Below are 16,720 nucleotides of genomic sequence, written 5' to 3'. Positions count from 1 at the left end.
AACAACACCGCGGCTGCTCCCAGCCGCGGTGTTGTTGCGTTCAGCCGATTCCCACCGACTGATGCGTCGGCTCGATCAGCGCGACGACCCGCTCCTCACCGCGCGGGTACGGCTGCCCGGCGTAGTGGATCGCCAACTGGTCGACGATCTCCCACGCGGCGTCCCCCGTCAGCCACTCGACCACCCGGCCCCGGACGACGACCGGGTTGAACGGGTTGTCCACCGGCGCGATCGACAACGCGACCCGCGGGTCATGCCGCAGATTGCGCGCCTTGCGCGCGTCCGGGCCGGTGAAGAACACCACGTGGTCGCCACGGGTCCCGACGTACACCGGCACCGAGTGCGGCGACCCGTCGGCCCCCACGGTCGCCAGGTGGGCGATCGACTTCCCGTCGAGAACTTCACGGACGGCTGGGTCAAGCATGGTGTGCTCCTTGAAAGGTCAGCGCGGGTTCTTGGTCCGCCAGGCGAAGTAGTCGGCCACCGCGGACGCGGCGTCGAAGCGTGGGGTGAAGCCGGTCTCCTCGGTCAGCCGGGTGATGTCGAGGTACGGCTTCTCGTCGACCCCGCCGTCGGGGCCTTCCGGAAGCAGCTCGGCGGGCGTGATCGCGCGCAGGGCGGCGACGATCTCGTGGTTCGTCGACGGCCGCCCGGCCGAGACGTTGTACGTCGTGTGCCGCAGCGACGGTGCAGCCGCCAGCAGCGCGATCGCGCGCCCGGCGTCAGGCCCGTAGCAGGAGTCGCCGCCCTCACCAGAGGGCAGTGGGCGCGGCATCTCACCACGCAGCACCGCGCTGACGTACGACGGGATCGGGCTGAACGCCGACTCCGGATCCATCAACGGTCCCCAGATGCTGCCGATCCGGAGCAGCACCGGTTCGACGCCGGTGCCCTGCAGCGCGTGCGTGGTGATCGGCTCGACGGCCTTCTTGAACGCGATGATGTGGTGCGGCAGATCCACCGACGGCAGGTCGAGCTCCTCGCGCCACGGGATCTCGCTCCGGCCGAGGTAGACCCCGAGGCTGCTCGCGACCGAGAACCGCCGGACGTTCCAGGCCCGCGCCGCGTCCAGGGCGTTCAGCAGCCCGGTCAGGTCGGTGCGGTAGAAGTCGACCGGGTTCTCGCCGGGGATGCTGCCGGCCAGGTGCACGATCCCGGTCACGGCGTACTGCTTGCCCAGGGCAAGAAACGCGTCGCGGTCGGTGACGTCGAGCGCCTCGACCGCGACCCGGCCGGCGAGGAAGGACGGGACGTCGGTCTGCCGGTACGTCGTGACGACGACCTGCTCGCCGAGGTCGAGCAGCGCCCGCGCGGTGTGGGCACCGATCATTCCCAGCCCGCCGGTGACGAGGATCATCGGACGACCTCGTAGTGCAGGTGCGTCACGCCGGGCGCTGCGACGGCCTCGAGCAGTCGGAGGTGGATGTGCGAGGGGAGATCCTGGAAGAAGCTGCGGCCCGCGCCGAGGAGGATCGGGACCTGGTGCAGGACGACCTCGTCGACCAGGCCGGCGGCGAGCGCCGTACTGACGACTCCGCCGCCCATCAGCGCGACGTCCTTGCTCCCGGCAAGCTTCTTGGCGACGGCGATCGCGTCCTCGATCCCGGAGGTGACGAGGGTCTGGCGGTCGCTCATCCCTGGTCCGATGTCTGGTGCTTCTGATCCGACGAGTGGACGGTGGCTGACCACCACCAGCGGCGCCGTCGGGTGCGGCGCTCCCCCGTCGATCCACCCGGAGTCGTCGTACGTGTTGCGCCCGGCCACGCTGACCCCGAGCCGGCTCGCCAGCCCGTCGAACACCCGCGCGCTCTCCGCGCTCAGCTTGAACCCGTCGAACTCGCGGCTCGGGGTGTCCCCGTTGAAGTACCAGTCGAACAGCATCCCGCCGTCGCCCAGCCCACGCCCCGCGCCGGGATCGCGTCCGGTGATGTACCCGTCGACCGACACCGACAGCGCCGTCAGCACCTTGCTCATCTGTCTCCTCCGGAGATCGCTTGCGGAAAGTCGAAGAACTGCTCCGGGTCGTACGCGCGCTTGACCGCCTGGAGGCGCGCGTAGTTCCCGCCGTGGTACGCCGCGGCCCAGTCGTCGAGCGCCGGGTCCGGGAAGTTGGGGTAGACGCGGCCCGCGCCGTCGCTCGTCGCGATCGCCCACGAAGCGTCGACCCACGGGTCGCCGACCGCACCGACGTGCTCGAGCAGGAACCGCGTCCGGCGGTGCGCGAACGCCGTCGCGTCCGGCGCGACCCGGTTGTACGCGCCGCCCATCGCGGTGAACGCGAGCTCGCCGCCGAGCTGCTCGACGAGGGCCTTGATCGTCGCGGTCCGGAGCGACTGCTCGAAGAACTCCGACCGGATCCGCACCGCCGGCTGCTCCAGCGGGTCAGCGAACGAGCTCTTCACCTCGGCGTACGGCAGTCCACCGCGCACCTCGACTCCCGCGGGCAGCAGCTCCCGGGTCTCGTTCGCGTCCAGCATCGAGGCCCCGAACAACCGAGCCCCACCCGCGCCGACGCTGAGATTCACCGTGACCTCGTCCGGCGCGTCCGGCGCCCACTCCTGCCACCACGCGATCACCTCCGCGAGGTCCTCGGTGCAACGCGCCTCGATCCGCGTCATCACCGGCTCGGCGACCGTCGCGAACCGGAACTCCGTCACCACCCCGAACTGGCCACCACCCGCACCCCGCAACGCCCAGAACAACTCCGGCTCCGACGCCTCCGAGGCCTCGACGACCCGCCCGTCCGCCAGCACCACCTGTACGCCGACCAACCGGTCGCAGGTCAGCCCGTACTTGCGCCCGAGCAGCCCGATCCCACCACCTAGCGTCAGCCCGGCGATCCCCACGCCCGCGCCGCATCCGCCCGGCACCGCTCGGCCGACGCGATGCAGTGCGTCGTACAGCGCGCCCAGCCGGACCCCGGCGCCGACCGTCGCGATCCCGTCGGCGACGGAGATCCCGTCCAACCCCGCGAGGTCGAGCACGATCCCGTCCGTCGACGAGCGCCCGGCGAAGCAGTGCCCGCCGCCGCGCGCGACCACGCGTTCGCCGCGCGCCGCGCCTGCGCGCAGCCCGGCGACGACGTCGGCGACGGACTCGCACCGGTGCACCAAGGTCATGCCCCGAAACTAGGTGCGCCGCCCCGCCGGGTCTTGAACAAAACGTGCACGCAGGAACGGCCGGTACGACGCCGAGTGGTCGTGGCCGCACAGGCACCGGTCGACCGTCCCGCCAAGCAGCTCGCCCGGTGTGAGCCCGGTCAGCCGCACGCACTCGCGGCTGAGGTGCGCCTGGTCGGCGTACCCGACGTCGATCGCCAACCCGGCGGTGCCGTCCGCGCCGCGCTGCCCCGACGCTGTCGCGCCCGCCTGCGCCAGCGCGAGGAAGCCCTGGAAGCGCAGCGTCCGCTGCAGCACTTTCGGCGCGACCCCGACCGACTGCAGACAGCGCCGCCGAAGCTGGCTGGACGAGAGCGCGAGGTGATCGGCGAGCGCGTCGATGCTGAGCGGCCGCCAGGGCATCAGCGCTCGCACTGCCTCACCGACGAGCGGATCTCGGTGGCCGCGGAACTCCCGTTCCAGATGCTGCTGCAGGATCAGCAGCGCGCGTTCCGGCGTGCCGGCGAGGGCCATCGTCTCGACCAGCCGATCGACGAGCCCACCCCACAGATCGCCGAGATCGAGCCGCTGGTCGACCAGGTCGTCGAGCCCCGCGCGCAACGGCGGCGCCGTCCCGGGCATGAAGCGCACCCCGACGATCGTCGTCCGCGCCGGAATCACCTCGACCTCCGGGCCCGTCAGCGGCCCAACCAGCTGCGGCCGCCCACCGATCGGGAAGTGGATCTCCACGCCGCCCGTCGGCAGATGCCGCTGCACGTACGCCGAGTCGCCGGTCCGCTGAATCCAGACCGTCCGCACCACCCCGGCCAGCGCCGCGACGGGCGGCCGCTCGACGTACGACTCCATCCCCGAACTGAACTAGGCCGGTACGCCGCCGTCAACCCCGGGCGACGTGGACGGTGCCGCCACCCGCCTCACCCCCGCCCGTCCCCGCAATCACGAAGTCCGCCCGCTCCCACGGCTTGTCCCGCTCCAGGAACGGAACCTCAGACTCCATCCACTCCCGCCAGAACTGCGCCGCCGCCTCCGCATCGCCGTTCACCCCGGACGCGACATCCCGCGCGATCCCCTGCCGCTCAGCCTCGGCAAGATCCGACTGCACCCACACCAACACATCAACTAACCCGGCCAGGTCCCGCCGCCCGACCCCAACACCCTCGACAACAACCAACGAAGCATCCACCGGCACCTCGATCGCGCCTCCCCGGCCGTGCTCCTCCCAGGCCGGCGGCCGGTACGACACCGCTTCACCCCGCCGTACCGGCTCCAGCACGCCCTTCGCCAGCAACTCGCTCCACCCGAACATCGGCGCATTCCACGCCACATCGTCCCCATGAACCACCGCCGCCCCCGCAATAGCCGCCGCCAACCGACCAGCGAGCGTCGACTTCCCACTCCCGCTCCGCCCGTCGACCGCAACCACCAGCGGCCGCGTGCTCAGCACCCGCTCGGCGAACGCACCGATCCCCACCGGCTCCCACTCCTCGAAGCCCGGTTCACCAAAACCGGTCTGCATCCGCCTCCGCATCCCTGCATGATGTCCTGATGGATCCCCTGGAGACCACCCGCCGCCTCGCCGCCGAGCTCTTCCCGACCGCGATCTGGGTGCTCCTCAGCGGCAGCGTCCTGACCTCGGCCCGGACCGCGGGCTCGGATCTCGACATCGTCGTCCTCCTCCCCGACGGGACTCCCGGCGCACCCCGCCGCGAGTCCCTCGAGTACGACGGCTGGCCGGTCGAGCTCTTCGTCCACGACAGCGCGAGCCTCCCGCACTACCTCGCCAAGGACCTGCCCGGCCGCCGCCCGGCCCTGCACCGAATGGTTGCCCTGGGCACCCCCATCGTCGGCGACCCCAGCGAGCACCAGGCAGCAGCCCTTGCCGCTCTCGAAGCAGGCCCGCCGGCACTCGCGCAGCCCGAGCTCGACAGCCTCCGCTACGCGCTCACCGACCTGCTCGACGACCTCACCCACGCCCCCGCCGACGAGCAGGCCGTGATCGCGACGTACACCTGGCTGCGCACCGCCGAGACGATGCTCCATGTCCGCAACCACTGGGTCGGCAACGGCAAGTGGCTGCTCCGCGAGCTGCGCGACCTCGACCCGGCGTACGCCGACCGCTGGCTCGCCTCCCGGACCATCACCGCGGCGATCCGCGCGCTCGCCGACGAGGTGCTGACGCTTGCCGGTGGCCCCCTTTTCGCGGGCTACCAGGCGGCCGGCGAGCGCGGCTGATCCGGCGTACCCGGTGCTACTCTGAGCCGATCATGGCCAGTGACTCCGCCGTTCCGGACTACGAGCTCGAGGAGACCATCGAGCTCACCACGGTCGAGCAGGTGCGGGCGATCAGCGACCCGCTGCGGACCACGATCCTCGGCCTGCTGCACGAGCGCGCCGCGACCGTCGGCGAGCTGGCCGCGGCGGTGAAACGCCCGAAGAGCACGGTCGCGCACCACGTGAAGGTGCTCGCCGACGCCGGCATCCTGCGCGTGGTCCGGACCCGCAAGGTGCGGGCGATCGACGAGCGGTACTACGGCCGCGCGGCCCGGATGTTCTTCGTCGGCCTCGGCCGCCGCGTCGACGGCGTCGAGCTGCCGCCGGACTTCAACGACTTCGAGGTCGCGATGCAGGAGTCGGCCGGCGCGTACGACGCCGGCCAGCTGCGCTCGTTCATCCGGCACGCGCGGATCCCCGACGAGCGGGTCGCCGAGTTCTGGGACCGGGTCGAGCAGCTGGTGCACGAGTTCGACACGTTGCCGCGCGCGGGTGACACGACGTACGGGTTCGTCACCGGGGTGTACCCGATCCTCGACTACCCGACGCTCCCGCCGCCGCGTCGGGACTAGTACCGGACGTCGCTCTGGAGCAGCGGTGGGTAGACCGTCGAAGTCTCTCCATCGACCGTCGCTCCGGCGAACTGCAGCATCGCCCGCCCAGCACCGTGCATCGGCGCGGGATAGTTCAGCACCGGCGCCGACACCTCGTCGAGCCTGCTGATCTGCTCCCCGGTCAGCGTGATCTCCAGCGCCGCCAGGTTGCTCTCCAGGTGCTCCACCCGCCTCGCTCCGACGATCGGTACGACGCTCCCCCGCCGCTGCCGCAGCCAGGCCAGCGCGACCGCCGCCGACGACGTCCCCAGCTCGTCGGCGACCGCGGCGACGACGTCGATCACGGCGTACTCCGCCTCGCTCGGCCCGCCGACGAACGCCGTCCGTGCCGAGTCCGCGACGTCGAGACCACGCCGGTACTTGCCGGAGAGGAACCCGTTCTTGAGCGGGCTCCACGGCACCAGCGTCATCCCCTGGTCGAGCGCGAGCGGCGCGAGCTCGCCCTCGACGGTCCGCGCCAGCAGCGAGTACTCGACCTGCAGCGCGACCAGCGGCGTCCAGCCCTTCAGCAGCGCGGTCGTCTGGGCCTGCGCGGTCACCCACGCGGGGGTGTTCGAGAAGCCGACGTACCGGATCTTGCCCGCCCGGACGAGGTCGTCGAGCGTGCGCAGAGTCTCCTCGATCGGCGTGTGCCGGTCCCAATTGTGCAACCAGTACAGGTCGAGGTAGTCGGTCTGCAGTCGGCGCAGCGTCTGGTCGAGCTGCGCGACGATCGAGCCCCGGCCGGCACCGCCGCCGTTCGGGTCGCCGGGGAACATGTTGCCGAAGAACTTCGACGCCAGGACGACGTGCTCACGCCGTCCGGGCTGCGCGGCGAAGAAGTCGCCGAGGATCTTCTCGGAGTGCCCGTTGGTGTAGAAGTTCGCCGTGTCGACGAAGTTCCCGCCGCGATCGAGGTAGGTCGCGAGGATCTTCTCGGACTCCTCGACGCTGCAGCCGGCACCGCCTGGATCCTCGCCGAAGGTCATCGCGCCGAGCGCGAACGGGCTGACCCGCAGGCCGGAACGGCCGAGGGTGAGGTACTGGTCGAGTCCCATCGGAGGTCTCCTTCGTGTTGGTACCTCCATCTCAGCGCCGGCTCGGTCGCGAAGGTAGACCGATCCGCTCGGCGTCTTGCCTATTCCTCTCATCCAGGTTGTTTCTGGTAGGGCTCGCGTGCTTTCCTCGAAGCATGGCCCGAGACCTCACCGAGCTGCGCGACCTGATCGCGACCCACGCGCGCCCCGACCTACGCACCGCCTTCGACGGCCTGACCCTGTCGAAGGTCGAGACCTCGGAGCCCGACTACTCGCTCACCGAACCGCTGCTAGTCGTGATGGCCCAGGGCGGCAAACGCCTGCTGCTCGGCGACCAGACGTTCGACTACCGCGCCGGCGACCTGTTCATCGTCACCACGGACCTCCCGGTCTCCGGCCACTTCGTCGGCGCGAGCACGAAGACCCCGGCCCTCGGCCTGGGCCTCACTCTGCGGGCGGACGCGATCGCCCCACTCCTCCGCCAAGCCCCACCAGTACGCCGTACTGCGTCAGCCGCGATCGCGACCGGCCCGGCGAGCCCCGAGATCCTCGACGCCGCGATCCGCCTGGTGCGTCTCCTCGAAACCCCCGCCGACCTCCCCGTCCTTGCACCTCTCATCGAGCGCGAGCTGCTCTGGCGCCTGCTCACCGGCCCGCACGGCGACGTGATCCGCCAGATCGGCCTCGCCGACAGCAGTCTCGCGCACGTCAACCGCGCCATCCACTGGATCCGCGACAACTACGCCGAACCGCTCCGCGTCCCCGACCTCGCCGACCTCGCGGGCCTGAGCCCAGCCGCCTTCCACCGCCACTTCCGCAGCATCACCAACCTCAGCCCGCTGCAGTTCCAGAAGCGCATCCGCCTGCAGGAGGCCCGGTCGCTGCTGGCGGCTCGCCCACGCGACATCGCCGGCGTCGGCCACCTCGTCGGCTACGACAGTCCCTCGCAGTTCAACCGCGAGTACCGCCGCCTGTTCGGGACTCCACCCGGCGCCGACGCTGCCCGGCTCCGCAGCTAGCTCGTCGCACTCGTGTAGCGCCGCAGCCCGCTCCGCCACACCAGGGTCGCGGCGAGACTGGTGCCTCCGGCAACAACTATCGCCGTCGGGACCACCAGCGTCTGCCCCGTCAGCGCCTGCACCGGCGCCGTGGCGATCAGCCCCACCGGTACGACGTACGTGAACACCACCTGCAACCCCGAGCGGTAGACCTGCACCGGGTACCGCCCGAACTGCCACACCGCGTCGTACAGCACGTCGAGGCTCAACCCGAACGCCCAGAACACCACCGACGCGATCAGCACCCGCGTCGCCCACATCGAGACCGCCGCCGCGACCACGACGACCACCCACGCCGCGACCCCGCCCGCGGTGATCACCAGCGCCGCCTCGCGGGCCCCCGTGACAGCAATCCCGACACCGAGGCCCACCTGGATCAGCGCGGCCGGCGCGCACGACCCGAGGCTGGCGAGCAGCATGCTCGGCGCCGGCTGCAGCAGGATCGCGTCGAGCTTCCCACTCTTCACCTGCTCGCCGAAGAACTGCAGGTTCGGCTCGACGAACGTACTGCGCAGCCCGCTCACGACCTGGAACGTCCCGAGCAGCGCGATCGCCTCGCCCGGCCCCCAGCCGCCGAGCGTGTCCGCGCGGGTGTAGACGACGAGCAGCGCCGCGACCGACGCGCCCGCGCCGACGACCGTCACCACCAGCTCGAAGAACAGGTCCGCGCGGAACGCCACCGCGCGTCGTACGGACAACGAGAACAGCACACCGAACAGCATCGTCAGCCTCCGAAGGCGGTGAATCGGCGGACGGCCCGCCGCCAGACCAGTACGGCGAGCAGCACGGCCGCGGCGAACCAGCCGGCCTGCACCGCGTAGACCCTGAGCACGTCGTCGACGTTGCCCGCGGCAACCTCGGCCGGCGCCCCGAGCATCGACCAGAACGGCAGCACCGCCCCGGCCGCGCGGAACGGCTCGGGCAGGAACGTCAGCGGCGCCGCCGTCCCGCCGAGCAGGAAGATCAGCGCCTCACCCATCCCGACGGCGCCGTGCGCGCGCTGCGTCCAGACCGCGGTCAGGGCCAGCGTGTAGGTGAACGCGAACCGGAGCCCCGCCGCGAGCACGATCGCCGGCAGCGCGAGCAGCAGGTCCCGTCCGCTCAGGCTGATGCCGGCGAGGACTCCGACGCCGATGATCACCGGCGCCCCGAACGCGAGGTGCCAGAACCGCAGCGCCAGGTTGGTCCCGAGGAAGTCGAGCACGACCGGCCGCGGCTTCACCAGCTCGACCGCGAAGTCACCGCCGTAGATGCTGCCCGCCAGCGTGTGGTGCTCGTACGAGACGGTCATCAGCTGCACGGCGAGCAGCACCACGTAGTACGTCTCGATGCTGCCGTCTCCTGGGACCGCCGCGGACCAGATGAGGAGCCCGAGCAGCGGCGTCACCACCTGCCCGGCCACCATCGTCAGCACGAACGACCGGAAGCTCCACCACTCCACTGAGCTGCGCCAGAAGCCCATGCCGAGCAGCACCGCCGTACGGGTCATGCGGGGAGCCCGTCACGGTAGAAGCGGTCCATCACGACGTCCAGCGACGGGTCCTCGACCGCCAGGTCCACTACCGGCACCTGCGCGAGCAGTGCGCCGGTGACGCTCGGCACCTCTTCCCGGCGTACACGCAGCACGACCTTGCCGTCCTGCTCCTCCTCCACCTCCCCGTATCGGCTCCACTGGGTGCTACCCAGCTCAGCGACCGACACCTTGAGCAGCTTGTACGGCGAGAACGTCGCGGCCAGCGCCTTGAGCTCGCCGTCGTACTGGATGCGGCTCTTGTCGATCAGGATGACCCGCCGGCAGAGCGTCTCGACGTCAGCCATGTAGTGGCTGGTCAGCAGGATCGTGGCGCCAGTAGTGGCGGCGTACTCCGCGACGAAGCGGCGCAGGGCGTTGGCGGCGAGCACGTCCAGGCCGAGCGTCGGCTCGTCGAGGAACAGCACCTGCGGCCGGTACAGCAAGGCCATCGCGAGTCCCGCGCGCATCCGCTCCCCCAGGCTCAGCGCTCTGATCTGCCGATGCAGCAGCTCGCCGAGGTCGAGCAGGTCGACCAGCTCGTCCACTGTCGTGTCGTCGCGCGGTACGCCGTACAGAACGCGCTGGTACTTGAACGAATCCATCACCGTCAGCTCCGCCGGCCCACCGATCGGCTGACTCCCCCGGATCAACGCGATCCGCCGCAGATACTCCCGCCGCCGTTGCCACGGCTCGAACCCGAGCACCCTGACCTCGCCGCCCGTCGGGTGCAGGATCCCCGACAGGATCTTCATCGTGGTCGTCTTCCCGGCGCCGTTCGGCCCGATGAACCCGACCACCTCTCCCTCGGCGAGCCCGAACGAGACCTCACTCACCGCCTCGATCTCCCGATACTCCCGCCGTACCACCGCCTTGAGCGCGGCCCGCATCCCCGCGTCCCGCACCGGCGCCCGAAACCGCATCGTCAACCCGCCGACCTCGACAACTCCCATGCCCAAGAACCTAGGAAATTGATGCAAGATTTTAGGGTTGGCGACTGGGTGCTCGGGTGGAGTCGAGCGTGCCGCCCTCCAACTGTCGTTGAAGGATTTCGTGAAAGACATCTGACAGCTGGGTGCGGTGTACTGGCCTGCATGATCAGGCTCTACATGTCGATGTCACTCGACGGATTCATCACCGGCCCCGACGACCGCCCCGGCCAGGAGCTCGGCCGCGGCGGCGGCCGCCTCTTCAACTGGCTCGACGACCGCCACGGCACCGGCGTCAACGCCCAGATCTACGCAGAAGCCCTGGCCACCGGCGCCGTCATCGCCGGCCGCCGGACCTTCGACCTGGCCGGCCAATGGAACGGCGACCACCACGACGGCGTACCGATCCACATCCTCACGCACCAGACGGATCTACCGTCCCCACCCGGCACCGCCCGCTACTACAACGACGTCACCACCTGCGCCACCGAAGCCCGAGCCGCAGCCGGCGACCGCGACATCCTCGTCCACGGCGCCGGCACCGCCCAGTCCCTCCTCGCCGCCGGCCAACTCGACGAGATCGAGGTCCACCTGGTCCCCGTCCTCCTGGGCTCCGGCCGCCGCCTCTTCGACGACCAGTACGTCGAACTAGAACCCCTCCGCCAACTCAAAGGCCAGGACGCCACCCACCTCCGCTACCGCGTACTGAAGTAGCCCCCGGACCGGTTGAGGCAGAATCACCCTGTGAAGAAGCCCCAGACCGACCCGGTGATCGCGCGCAACCGCAAGGCCGCGCACGAGTACGACCTGGGCGAGTCCTGGGAGGCCGGCATCGTCCTCCAGGGCATGGAGGTCAAGGGCCTCCGCGCCGGCCGCGCCTCCCTGGCCGGCGGCTTCGCCCAGATCGAGAACCGCGAACTGTGGCTGCACGGCGTCCACATCCCGCAGTACGCCCAGTCCCGCTGGTTCGAAGGCGGCTCCCGCCGCAAACGCAAACTCCTCCTGCACCGCGCCGAGATCGACAAGATCGAACGCAAGATCAACGAGAGCGGCCTCACCGTCGTCCCCACCGTCCTGTACTTCAAGGACGGCCGCGCCAAGGTCGAGATCGCCCTGGCCCGAGGCAAGAAAACCTGGGACAAACGCCACGCCCTGGCCGAACGCCAAGCCAACCGCGAAGCCGAACGCGCCGTACAGCGCCGCCTGAAGGGCCGCTCGGACTAGGACTCGTCGTGATGCCGCATCCAACTCATCGTCGGATCCTGCGGCCACCCCGCCGGCGAGTCCTCTTGCCGCCCGTACGCCGTCAGATCCAGCAGGTTGAAGTCCACCCCCGCAACCGATCCATGCCACGGGCTGCCACCTGAACCCGCAAGGGCCCGACGTCGAACCCTCCGAGCAGACGATCGATCAAGAGTCACCTCGATCCTGACCACACCGGCTACGTCATCCAAGACCTCAACCGGCAGCCCTGCGGGATGCGTGCTGCTTCATCGGCCCAAAGCCTCAAATTGCTCCGCCCGCAACCATGCCGGAATTCTGACCTCTTCAGGCCCAGCGCTCGCCCGTTCCGGCTCCGCGTTGCGGGTCGGTGCGGCTCGAACCCACTACCTCAAGATTTGCCCTGCCACGCCTGCTGAATTAGAGCCGCATCGACCCTACTGCGCATTGTCGACCCAAGAAGCCTTAACCGGCCCTTGGCGCACGGCAGGAAACAGGATGATTATGGACGTGGCGGCCACTTGGCGTTTGACGAGCAGATGCCCGTCAGTAACGTCCCATTGAGGTAGGCCGAGCGCATCGTCCTACAGCGCACTCCACGTCTGATACTTCGAGTCGTTGCAGGCCACCATCCTGACTCCTTGACTGGAGCTGCCGTCGAGGCACTTGCTACTATCCCCGATGTTCCAGAGTTCCCTTCCGGCCTGAGTCCATAGCCGGTATCGGGAGAAGTTGCACTGTGCGAGCCTGACACCTTGCGAAACGCTCCCGTCCAGGCAGGCGTTCGGATAGGCCTGATTGTAGAGGTAATTGCTATCACTAAGGGTCCATTGCTGATAGGCACTGGAGTTGCACACCTTCATGACCACTCCGCCGCTCACACTGCCGTCCAGACAGAGGCCGGACCCATTCTTCAGTGTGGTGCTCTGGACTGAGGCGGTCGAAGCTGATGCGACCGGCATGGTGAATGCAGCCGCCACAGAGGCCGAAACAGCAACCGCGGCCAGGTAACGTCGAACTGACATCTTGTCCCGATCTGTAGACGGAAGATTGCTTCGGACTCTCCCACAGGAATCAGCCCTGACGGAATGCTTCTGCAGCTTGCTGCAATTCGCGGGCAGCTCTCGAATTGCAACACCAGTCGCTCTGATGTCACCTGCACTAGTGGTGTCCGTGCACCCTGGGGAGGCCTCATGCGCATCGGTGAGCTAGCCGACGCGAGCGGCGTCAGCACGGTCAACCGAGTGACCCTCATCCAGCACCTCTACGCCGCCGGCATCCCCAGCACCACCAGCGACGAACTCCTCCCGTGCCTGTACGCCCCCACCCTCCGATCGTCTCCAACGCCTTGAGAGACACTGCGTACGACTACTTCGACTCAGTCAAACCCGACCGAACCTACTCAACCAACTCCAGTTGCCTGCCGATCAAACAGCACAGCTCCGCGGCTTCGACCTCGAAGGCCGCCACCTCCAGGTGGAAGCATCCGGCTACTTCGCCCGCTGCCTGGTCCACGAAACCGAACACCTCGACGGCACTCTCTACATCGACCACCTGACACCGGCCGCGAGGACGCACGCCCTGTCCCAGTCGGCCTCGACCCGTGACGCCGTGCTCGCCCAACGAGCAGCCCGCCAACGCCGGCTCGGCAAGTAGCCAGATCGCGGAAGCGCCCTCCTCGTCGTATGTCTGCACCGAACTTTCCCGTAACTTCACGGGCGAGGTGGGGGTGGTTCGCTACAGATCCGCTACAGATCGCAGCTCGAGTGCATGCGGAGAGAGGCATAAGCGCAGGTCAAGTGTGTGGGGCGGGTGGGGCTCGAACCCACGACCCAGGGATTATGAGTCCCCTGCTCTGACCGGCTGAGCTACCGCCCCCGGCGCCTGGTCTGGCGCTTGTCGGGAGATCGTATCTGGTGCGGCGGGGCTTGTTCGCGCTGGAGGATACCCGGGCGAGGCCGATCGCTGATCGCAGTTATCCACACACTCTGAGTTACATCCTTGTCACTTGGCGTAGTTGTCCACTGATCTCAGATCGGGCCGTTCCGGCGGGGTCTTTCGCGGCACCATCCCTTCAAGAGAGAGGGGAGCAACGATGGCCGAGATGGACTGCGATGCCGCTGATGTGACCGGGCTGGTCGCGTACCTGCGCGACCTCGGGCGGCACGAACTGCTGAGCCCGGAGGAGGTTCACGACCTGTCGTCGTGGATCGAGGCCGGCGTACTGGCTGCCGACGAGCTGGCCCGCGGCGCGCCCACGACCGACCGTGCGGTGCTCGCCCGTCGCGCCGAGCTGGCTGCTGTCGTCGAGCTGGGCCGCGCAGCGCGCCTGCGGATGATCGAGGGCAACCTGCGCCTCGTCGTCTCGCTGGCCAAGCGGTACGCCGGCAAGGGCCTGTCGCTGCTCGACCTGATCCAGGAGGGCAACATCGGGCTGATCCGCGCCGTCGAGCGGTTCGACCACAAGCTCGGGCACCGCTTCTCGACGTACGCGATCTGGTGGATCCGGCAGTCGCTGGGCCGCGCGATCTCCGACAGGTCGCGGCTGATCCGGATGCCCGCCCAGGCGTACGTCGACGCCGGCCGCGTCGCGACGGTACATCGCGACCTGATCCAGCGCCTCGAACGCGAACCCACAACGGCGGAGCTGGCCGAGGCCGCGTCCCTCACGACCGCCCGCGTCGAGCGAGCCCGCGCCTGGAAGATCCACCCTGCACCCCTCGACATCAGGCAGGCTGACCAGCCGACCGACGACGAGGAGGCCCTCAGCCGAGCTGCGCTGACCCGAGACCTGCACTGCCAGCTGGAGCACTTGGACGACCTGGCCCAGGACGTCCTTCGGCTCCGCTTCGGCCTGCACAACACGCCACTGTCCACGTTGGAGGAAACCGCCGAACAGCTGCAGCTCCCACCCGCCAAGGTCCGAGCCTTGGAGCTGGAAGCCCTGCGCTACCTACGCAAGTCTCCCGGCCTCAGGAACTACGCGAGCGCGTCATCATGACCGGATCAGATGTCGTAGATCCCGTTGATGTCGCGCCCGAACGTCCCCTGCGGTGTCTCGACCTCGAGGTAGTAGAACTCCTCCGCCACCGGGTGCGCCTTGAGGTACGCCAGCGCCTGCCCCCGATCGGCGGCCCGATAGGCCTCGTACGTCGCCACCTGCCCGTCACCACCCCGCCGCTGCACCTTCTCGATGAACTCGAGCACCAGCGAGGAGTCGGCCTGCACCGAATCCGGAAGGACCACATGCTCATCGATCAAAGCCTGCAACCGCACGTGCGCATCATCGTCCGGCGCCGACGCCAGCAAGGTCTGCAACACCTGCTCAGCGGGCTCCCGCCCGAGCCGCAACGACTCGGTACTGGGCGCCCCGAACGTCATCGAGTGCCCACGAATCTCGTCCCGAAGAATCAGTACGGTCCGCTCGCAGTCGCTGTCGCTCTGCACATCCCACAACGCAGCACCGGCAGCCGCCCGCACGCCAGCATCCAGATCAGCCAGCCGATCAACAAGCTCCTCGACCTCAGCAACCGTCGCCTCCCCCAACGCCGGCACCAGCCGAACAGCCGCGACCCGAACGGCCGGCTCCGGATGATTCAGATACCCCACCACCATCCGAACCCGCTCGTTCCCCGCCAGCCCACCCAGCAAGTCGCCCACATCAGGCTGAGCCGACATCTCGATCGAGTCCCCGCCCCCGAACCCATACCGATCCGGCACAGAAACAGTCTTGGCCCGCCGAAACAGTCGCATGCCTCCAACCTAGGCAATCGCCCACACCCACCACCAACCCCCTGACCGCAACCTGCCGCGAAGATCCACGCCTGTCACGACGGAGGGGCGGAGGGGCGGCGGGCGGCGGGCGGCGGGCGGCGGCGCCAGCTTCCACCGAGCTACCGCCGCGCCGCGGTGGATCGCCACGCCGCGGCCCAACCCGCGCCGCTGCCTCGGCGTGCCGCCTTGCCCGTGCCGCGCCTCCGCACGCCCCTCGCCGACACCACCACCTCGCCGCGATGGGTTGCCAAGCTGCGCCCCCACACGCCCGCACAGCCCGGGCCACCACCTCCACATGCAGCTCCGCCCACACCACCCCCTCCGCGCGGTGAGTTACCACGCCGCCCTCACCGCGGTCGGTCCCACGCCCGCGCCTCTGCGCGCTGCCTTACCCGAGCCGTCGCCTCAGCGTGCTGCCCAGCCCGGGCCGCCACCTCCACACCGCCGCCTCCCCGCGATGGGTTCCCACGCCGCGCCTCCGCACGCCGTTGCCCACACCACCACCCCGCCGCGATGGGTTGCCAGACTGCGCCCCACACGCTTCCCAGCCCACACACCACCTCCACACGCAGCCCACCCACATCACCTCCGCGCGGTGGGTTACCGCGCCCGCCCTGACCGCGGTCGGTCCCACACGCGCGCCTCCGCGCGCTACTTGCCCGAGCCGCCGCCTCCACACGTCGCCATGCCCACGCCACCACATCCGCGCGGTGGTTGCCATATCCGCCCTACCGCGGTCGGTCCCACACTCGCGCCTCTGCGCGCCGCTTTGCCTGCGCCGCCGCTGCCACACGCAGCCATGCCCACGCCAGCTTGCACGAGTCACCGACTATGCGCGCCGCGCTACACACGCGTTCGCGCGCCTCGTAGTCCGCGGCCCCGCTCACCGGCGAACTGCCCGCGTGGCCCTACACGAGCAGCATCAAGCAGCTCACACTCACCACCCCCTTCGGTCGCAGCGCCGACGTGACCGGCGTACGGCGTACCGGCCGTCGCGGACCTCGCCAGAGGTCAGCAGGCGGATGAGGTCGCGCAGCTCGTAGCGGTCCATGCCGAGCTCCTTCAGCAGCGAACTGGCCGGGGTGAGCGGCCCAATGGACTGGCGGGTCAGCTGGATGCGGCGGGGTGGGGTGGGGTGGTCAGCTGGCTGGAGGAGCAGCCCGGCCAGCCGAGTCGCCAGCTGGCTTGGGGTGAGCGGACCAGCGTGC

General features: G+C 69.5%; 20 protein-coding genes and 1 tRNA gene. 8 read left to right on the top strand and 13 right to left on the bottom strand.

Annotated elements, in window-relative coordinates; genetic code table 11:
* Nucleotides 1-40: 40 nt before the first annotated feature.
* Genes AB0M01_RS28490 through AB0M01_RS28465 form a run of 6 tightly spaced genes read right to left on the bottom strand, consistent with a single transcriptional unit; the run spans nt 41 to nt 4,635 of the window.
* On the bottom strand, nt 41-424 hold the full coding sequence (locus tag AB0M01_RS28490) for a PPOX class F420-dependent oxidoreductase (RefSeq protein ID WP_363674794.1): 384 nt from the start codon (nt 422-424) through the stop codon (nt 41-43).
* Between the two features lie 18 nt (nt 425-442).
* Nucleotides 443-1,357 carry an NAD(P)-dependent oxidoreductase gene (locus AB0M01_RS28485; protein ID WP_363674792.1) on the bottom strand — a complete coding sequence of 305 codons (915 nt, stop codon included), beginning with the start codon at nt 1,355-1,357 and terminating at the stop codon, nt 443-445.
* On the bottom strand, nt 1,354-1,974 hold the full coding sequence (locus tag AB0M01_RS28480; RefSeq protein WP_363674790.1) for a dihydrofolate reductase family protein: 621 nt from the start codon (nt 1,972-1,974) through the stop codon (nt 1,354-1,356). Before AB0M01_RS28480 ends, AB0M01_RS28485 begins: the two co-directional genes overlap by 4 nt.
* Nucleotides 1,971-3,119, bottom strand: a complete 1,149-nt coding sequence (locus AB0M01_RS28475) for an FAD-binding oxidoreductase (RefSeq protein ID WP_363674788.1) — start codon at nt 3,117-3,119, stop codon at nt 1,971-1,973. The genes AB0M01_RS28480 and AB0M01_RS28475 overlap by 4 nt, the downstream gene beginning before the upstream one ends.
* A 9-nt stretch (nt 3,120-3,128) precedes the next feature.
* On the bottom strand, nt 3,129-3,965 hold the full coding sequence (locus AB0M01_RS28470; RefSeq protein ID WP_363674786.1) for an AraC family transcriptional regulator: 837 nt from the start codon (nt 3,963-3,965) through the stop codon (nt 3,129-3,131).
* Nucleotides 3,966-3,996: 31 nt separating this feature from the next.
* Entirely contained in the window at nt 3,997-4,635 is a 639-nt protein-coding gene (locus tag AB0M01_RS28465; RefSeq protein ID WP_363674784.1) for a hypothetical protein, read from the bottom strand.
* 29 nt (nt 4,636-4,664) lie between these two features.
* Between AB0M01_RS28465 and AB0M01_RS28460 the strand changes: the two genes are divergently transcribed.
* Nucleotides 4,665-5,351 (top strand): nucleotidyltransferase domain-containing protein, encoded by a 687-nt coding sequence (locus AB0M01_RS28460; RefSeq protein WP_363674782.1) that lies wholly within the window; start codon nt 4,665-4,667, stop codon nt 5,349-5,351.
* 32 nt (nt 5,352-5,383) lie between these two features.
* Nucleotides 5,384-5,962, top strand: a complete 579-nt coding sequence (locus AB0M01_RS28455) for a winged helix-turn-helix domain-containing protein (RefSeq protein WP_363674780.1) — start codon at nt 5,384-5,386, stop codon at nt 5,960-5,962.
* Here AB0M01_RS28455 and AB0M01_RS28450 read toward each other — a convergent pair.
* On the bottom strand, nt 5,959-7,041 hold the full coding sequence (locus AB0M01_RS28450; RefSeq protein ID WP_363674778.1) for an aldo/keto reductase: 1,083 nt from the start codon (nt 7,039-7,041) through the stop codon (nt 5,959-5,961). The two genes, AB0M01_RS28455 and AB0M01_RS28450, sit on opposite strands and share 4 nt — an antisense overlap.
* A 134-nt stretch (nt 7,042-7,175) precedes the next feature.
* Here AB0M01_RS28450 and AB0M01_RS28445 point away from each other — a divergent pair, with 134 nt between their 5' ends.
* On the top strand, nt 7,176-8,039 hold the full coding sequence (locus AB0M01_RS28445; RefSeq protein WP_363674776.1) for an AraC family transcriptional regulator: 864 nt from the start codon (nt 7,176-7,178) through the stop codon (nt 8,037-8,039).
* Here AB0M01_RS28445 and AB0M01_RS28440 read toward each other — a convergent pair.
* Genes AB0M01_RS28440 through AB0M01_RS28430 form a run of 3 tightly spaced genes read right to left on the bottom strand, consistent with a single transcriptional unit; the run spans nt 8,036 to nt 10,541 of the window.
* Nucleotides 8,036-8,800: an ABC-2 family transporter protein gene (locus AB0M01_RS28440; protein WP_363674775.1), complete on the bottom strand. Its 765-nt coding sequence runs from the start codon at nt 8,798-8,800 to the stop codon at nt 8,036-8,038. The two genes, AB0M01_RS28445 and AB0M01_RS28440, sit on opposite strands and share 4 nt — an antisense overlap.
* A 2-nt stretch (nt 8,801-8,802) precedes the next feature.
* Nucleotides 8,803-9,567, bottom strand: a complete 765-nt coding sequence (locus AB0M01_RS28435; RefSeq protein ID WP_363674773.1) for an ABC-2 family transporter protein — start codon at nt 9,565-9,567, stop codon at nt 8,803-8,805.
* Nucleotides 9,564-10,541 (bottom strand): ATP-binding cassette domain-containing protein, encoded by a 978-nt coding sequence (locus AB0M01_RS28430; protein ID WP_363674771.1) that lies wholly within the window; start codon nt 10,539-10,541, stop codon nt 9,564-9,566. Before AB0M01_RS28430 ends, AB0M01_RS28435 begins: the two co-directional genes overlap by 4 nt.
* 141 nt (nt 10,542-10,682) lie before the next feature.
* On the opposite strand from AB0M01_RS28430, the gene AB0M01_RS28425 reads away from it, so the two are divergent.
* Nucleotides 10,683-11,231, top strand: coding sequence for a dihydrofolate reductase family protein (locus AB0M01_RS28425; RefSeq protein ID WP_363674769.1), 549 nt, complete (start codon nt 10,683-10,685; stop codon nt 11,229-11,231).
* A gap of 30 nt (nt 11,232-11,261) precedes the next feature.
* A complete protein-coding gene (gene smpB, locus AB0M01_RS28420) occupies nt 11,262-11,741 on the top strand; it encodes an SsrA-binding protein SmpB (RefSeq protein ID WP_363674767.1) in 480 nt (159 codons plus the stop codon).
* A gap of 581 nt (nt 11,742-12,322) precedes the next feature.
* On the opposite strand, the gene AB0M01_RS28415 is transcribed toward smpB, so the two are convergent.
* Complete coding sequence (locus AB0M01_RS28415) at nt 12,323-12,700, bottom strand: ricin-type beta-trefoil lectin domain protein (protein WP_363674983.1); 378 nt, start codon at nt 12,698-12,700, stop codon at nt 12,323-12,325.
* Between the two features lie 231 nt (nt 12,701-12,931).
* On the opposite strand from AB0M01_RS28415, the gene AB0M01_RS28410 reads away from it, so the two are divergent.
* Nucleotides 12,932-13,090 carry a hypothetical protein gene (locus AB0M01_RS28410; protein ID WP_363674766.1) on the top strand — a complete coding sequence of 53 codons (159 nt, stop codon included), beginning with the start codon at nt 12,932-12,934 and terminating at the stop codon, nt 13,088-13,090.
* A gap of 64 nt (nt 13,091-13,154) precedes the next feature.
* A complete protein-coding gene (locus AB0M01_RS28405; RefSeq protein WP_363674764.1) occupies nt 13,155-13,394 on the top strand; it encodes a peptide deformylase in 240 nt (79 codons plus the stop codon).
* Between the two features lie 148 nt (nt 13,395-13,542).
* Here AB0M01_RS28405 and AB0M01_RS28400 read toward each other — a convergent pair.
* Nucleotides 13,543-13,616 (bottom strand) — tRNA-Ile (locus AB0M01_RS28400).
* Between the two features lie 217 nt (nt 13,617-13,833).
* Here AB0M01_RS28400 and AB0M01_RS28395 point away from each other — a divergent pair.
* Entirely contained in the window at nt 13,834-14,739 is a 906-nt protein-coding gene (locus AB0M01_RS28395; protein WP_363674762.1) for a sigma-70 family RNA polymerase sigma factor, read from the top strand.
* Nucleotides 14,740-14,744: 5 nt separating this feature from the next.
* Here the strand turns inward: AB0M01_RS28395 and AB0M01_RS28390 are convergent, their stop codons facing one another.
* Complete coding sequence (locus tag AB0M01_RS28390; protein ID WP_363674760.1) at nt 14,745-15,491, bottom strand: hypothetical protein; 747 nt, start codon at nt 15,489-15,491, stop codon at nt 14,745-14,747.
* Nucleotides 15,492-16,720: the final 1,229 nt, after the last annotated feature.

The sequence above is a fragment of the Kribbella sp. NPDC051770 genome, from assembly GCF_040681455.1.
In the GTDB taxonomy this organism is placed as follows: domain Bacteria; phylum Actinomycetota; class Actinomycetes; order Propionibacteriales; family Kribbellaceae; genus Kribbella.
Note: the sequence above shows the minus strand (reverse complement) of the source record. Positions and strands in the feature narration are given on the sequence as shown.

Bases quoted from the DNA above. Each gene is read 5' to 3' on its own strand.
- AB0M01_RS28490 (WP_363674794.1), bottom strand. From the start codon at position 424: ATGCTTGACCCAGCCGTCCGTGAAGTTCTCGACGGGAAGTCGATCGCC.
- AB0M01_RS28485 (WP_363674792.1), bottom strand. From the start codon at position 1,357: ATGATCCTCGTCACCGGCGGGCTGGGAATGATCGGTGCCCACACCGCG.
- AB0M01_RS28480 (WP_363674790.1), bottom strand. From the start codon at position 1,974: ATGAGCAAGGTGCTGACGGCGCTGTCGGTGTCGGTCGACGGGTACATC.
- AB0M01_RS28475 (WP_363674788.1), bottom strand. From the start codon at position 3,119: ATGACCTTGGTGCACCGGTGCGAGTCCGTCGCCGACGTCGTCGCCGGG.
- AB0M01_RS28470 (WP_363674786.1), bottom strand. From the start codon at position 3,965: ATGGAGTCGTACGTCGAGCGGCCGCCCGTCGCGGCGCTGGCCGGGGTG.
- AB0M01_RS28465 (WP_363674784.1), bottom strand. From the start codon at position 4,635: ATGCAGACCGGTTTTGGTGAACCGGGCTTCGAGGAGTGGGAGCCGGTG.
- AB0M01_RS28460 (WP_363674782.1), top strand. From the start codon at position 4,665: ATGGATCCCCTGGAGACCACCCGCCGCCTCGCCGCCGAGCTCTTCCCG.
- AB0M01_RS28455 (WP_363674780.1), top strand. From the start codon at position 5,384: ATGGCCAGTGACTCCGCCGTTCCGGACTACGAGCTCGAGGAGACCATC.
- AB0M01_RS28450 (WP_363674778.1), bottom strand. From the start codon at position 7,041: ATGGGACTCGACCAGTACCTCACCCTCGGCCGTTCCGGCCTGCGGGTC.
- AB0M01_RS28445 (WP_363674776.1), top strand. From the start codon at position 7,176: ATGGCCCGAGACCTCACCGAGCTGCGCGACCTGATCGCGACCCACGCG.
- AB0M01_RS28440 (WP_363674775.1), bottom strand. From the start codon at position 8,800: ATGCTGTTCGGTGTGCTGTTCTCGTTGTCCGTACGACGCGCGGTGGCG.
- AB0M01_RS28435 (WP_363674773.1), bottom strand. From the start codon at position 9,567: ATGACCCGTACGGCGGTGCTGCTCGGCATGGGCTTCTGGCGCAGCTCA.
- AB0M01_RS28430 (WP_363674771.1), bottom strand. From the start codon at position 10,541: ATGGGAGTTGTCGAGGTCGGCGGGTTGACGATGCGGTTTCGGGCGCCG.
- AB0M01_RS28425 (WP_363674769.1), top strand. From the start codon at position 10,683: ATGATCAGGCTCTACATGTCGATGTCACTCGACGGATTCATCACCGGC.
- AB0M01_RS28415 (WP_363674983.1), bottom strand. From the start codon at position 12,700: ATGCCGGTCGCATCAGCTTCGACCGCCTCAGTCCAGAGCACCACACTG.
- AB0M01_RS28410 (WP_363674766.1), top strand. From the start codon at position 12,932: ATGCGCATCGGTGAGCTAGCCGACGCGAGCGGCGTCAGCACGGTCAAC.
- AB0M01_RS28395 (WP_363674762.1), top strand. From the start codon at position 13,834: ATGGCCGAGATGGACTGCGATGCCGCTGATGTGACCGGGCTGGTCGCG.
- AB0M01_RS28390 (WP_363674760.1), bottom strand. From the start codon at position 15,491: ATGCGACTGTTTCGGCGGGCCAAGACTGTTTCTGTGCCGGATCGGTAT.